The 2,276-nt window shown below is 54.0% G+C and carries 1 protein-coding gene; it reads left to right on the plus strand.

The features are described from left to right. Positions 1-7: 7 nt before the first annotated feature. Positions 8-2,095, plus strand: coding sequence for an excinuclease ABC subunit UvrB (gene uvrB, locus NW829_RS07910; protein WP_414416823.1), 2,088 nt, complete (start codon positions 8-10; stop codon positions 2,093-2,095). The last annotated feature ends 181 nt before the right edge of the window (positions 2,096-2,276 follow it).

Genomic DNA, 2,276 nt, shown 5'->3' on the forward strand with positions numbered 1-2,276 from the left:
CAAACCCATGTCAGAGTTTCAACTGGTTTCTCCCTATCAACCCACCGGAGATCAACCTAAGGCAATTGCCGGTTTGGTGAAGTCAATTTCAGAAGGCCATCGTTTCCAAACCTTGCTGGGAGCAACCGGAACCGGCAAAACATTTACCATCGCCCACACCATCCAGCAAATCGGCAGGCCCACCTTGGTGATGGCCCACAATAAGACTTTGGCAGCACAACTGTGCAATGAGCTGCGGGAGCTTTTTCCTCACAATGCCGTTGAATACTTCATCAGCTATTACGACTACTATCAACCGGAAGCCTATGTTCCCAGCACCGATACTTACATCGCCAAATCTTCTTCCATCAACGATGAAATCGATATGCTGCGGCACTCGGCTACCCGCTCTTTGTTTGAACGGCGGGATGTGATTGTGGTGGCCTCGGTGAGCTGCATCTATGGTCTGGGCATGCCAGAGGAGTACCTGAAGGCTTCCATCCCCTTCAAAGTCGGCCAGGAGATCAACCAACGGGATGTCTTGCGGGCTCTGGCCAGCATCCAGTACGAGCGCAATGACCTGGAGCTGGTGCGGGGGCGATTTCGCCTCAAAGGGGATGTGCTGGAAATTGTGCCGGCGTATGAGGATCGGGTCATTCGCATCGAATTTTTTGGCGATGAGATCGAGGCCATTCGCTTAATTGATCCGGTTACAGGTGAGATTTTGAACAGCCTCAGCGCCCTCAGAGTTTATCCTGCTCGGCACTTTGTAACGCCGGAAGCACAATTGGAGCGGGCGATCCTCAATATCGAGCAAGAACTGGAAGAGCAACTGGCCTTCTTTCGCAAAGAAGGCAAGCTCCTGGAAGCCCAACGCCTAGAGCAGCGCACCCGCTACGACCTAGAAATGCTGCGAGAGGTGGGCTATTGCAATGGGATCGAAAACTACTCCAGACATTTAACAGGGCGCAAAGCAGGAGAGCCCCCCGCCTGCTTGGTGGATTATTTCAAGGCCAACGATTGGCTGCTGGTGGTGGATGAATCCCACGTGACCGTGCCCCAAATTCGCGGCATGTACAATGGCGACCGTGCCCGCAAGCAGGTGCTGGTGGATCACGGTTTTCGCCTGCCCAGCGCCCTCGACAATCGCCCCCTCAAAGCCGAAGAATTTTGGGCCAAGGTTCATCAGTGTATCTTTGTTTCGGCTACTCCCGGCAACTGGGAACTAGAGCAGAGCGAGGCCCAATTTGAAACCCTGGTGGAAGATGGCAAGACCTTGAAGTTTTATGTGCAGGGCAGCGGTCGGGTTATCGAACAGGTGATTCGGCCCACTGGGGTGGTGGATCCCGAGGTGCATGTGCGCCCCACGGCTGGGCAAGTGGACGATTTGCTGGGAGAAATTTACTTGCGATTGGAACGCTCTCGGCAGGGATCTGCCGAACGGGTGATCGTGACCACCCTCACCAAACGGATGGCAGAAGATCTCACAGAATATCTCCAGGAGCGAGGGATCCGAGTTCGCTATTTGCATTCCGAGATCACCTCGATTGAGCGAATTGAAATCCTACAAGACTTTCGAGAAGGGGCCTTTGACGTGTTGGTAGGAGTTAACTTGCTGCGGGAAGGGTTAGACCTGCCGGAAGTCTCCTTGGTGGCCATTTTGGATGCTGACAAAGAAGGGTTTTTGCGAGCAGAGCGCTCCCTGATTCAGATGATCGGGCGGGCAGCACGAAATGTCCGCGGTATGGTGGTGATGTACGCCGACACCATGACCAGCAGCATGGCCCGGGCCATTGCCGAAACCCAGCGTCGCCGCGAAATTCAATTGCAATACAACCGCCAACACAACATCACGCCCAAGCCCATTGTCAAGAAAAACAGCAATGCCATCTTGTCTTTTTTGGCCATCTCCCGCAAACTTAACGACCCAGATCTGGAAAAAGCCTTTCAAGCTGCGCAAGAGATCCCTCTCTCCGAGATTCCGGAGCTGATCGGCCAACTGGAACTCAAGATGAAAGAGGCCGCCAAAAACCTAGAATTTGAGGAAGCCGCCGAGCTGCGAGATAGAATCAAAAAGCTGCGTCAACGCCTTCTGGGCCATTCTCAGGGCACCTAAAATCCTTGCTCAGATCGGCCAAAATTGAGGTCGGCTTGTGCCACCATGAGCTTACAGGGCAGCCCTCAGGGATCCCCAATTGATCGATAGGCGTTCGTACCAAACCGGCCATGCAGGACTCCGTCCCATTTCGGCGAGCAGTTCTCTTGATTGGGCTGGCGGTGGGGATAGGTCTCTGGCT

The organism is Synechococcus sp. R55.8 (assembly GCF_047461895.1).
Classification (GTDB): Bacteria; Cyanobacteriota; Cyanobacteriia; order Thermostichales; family Thermostichaceae; genus Thermostichus.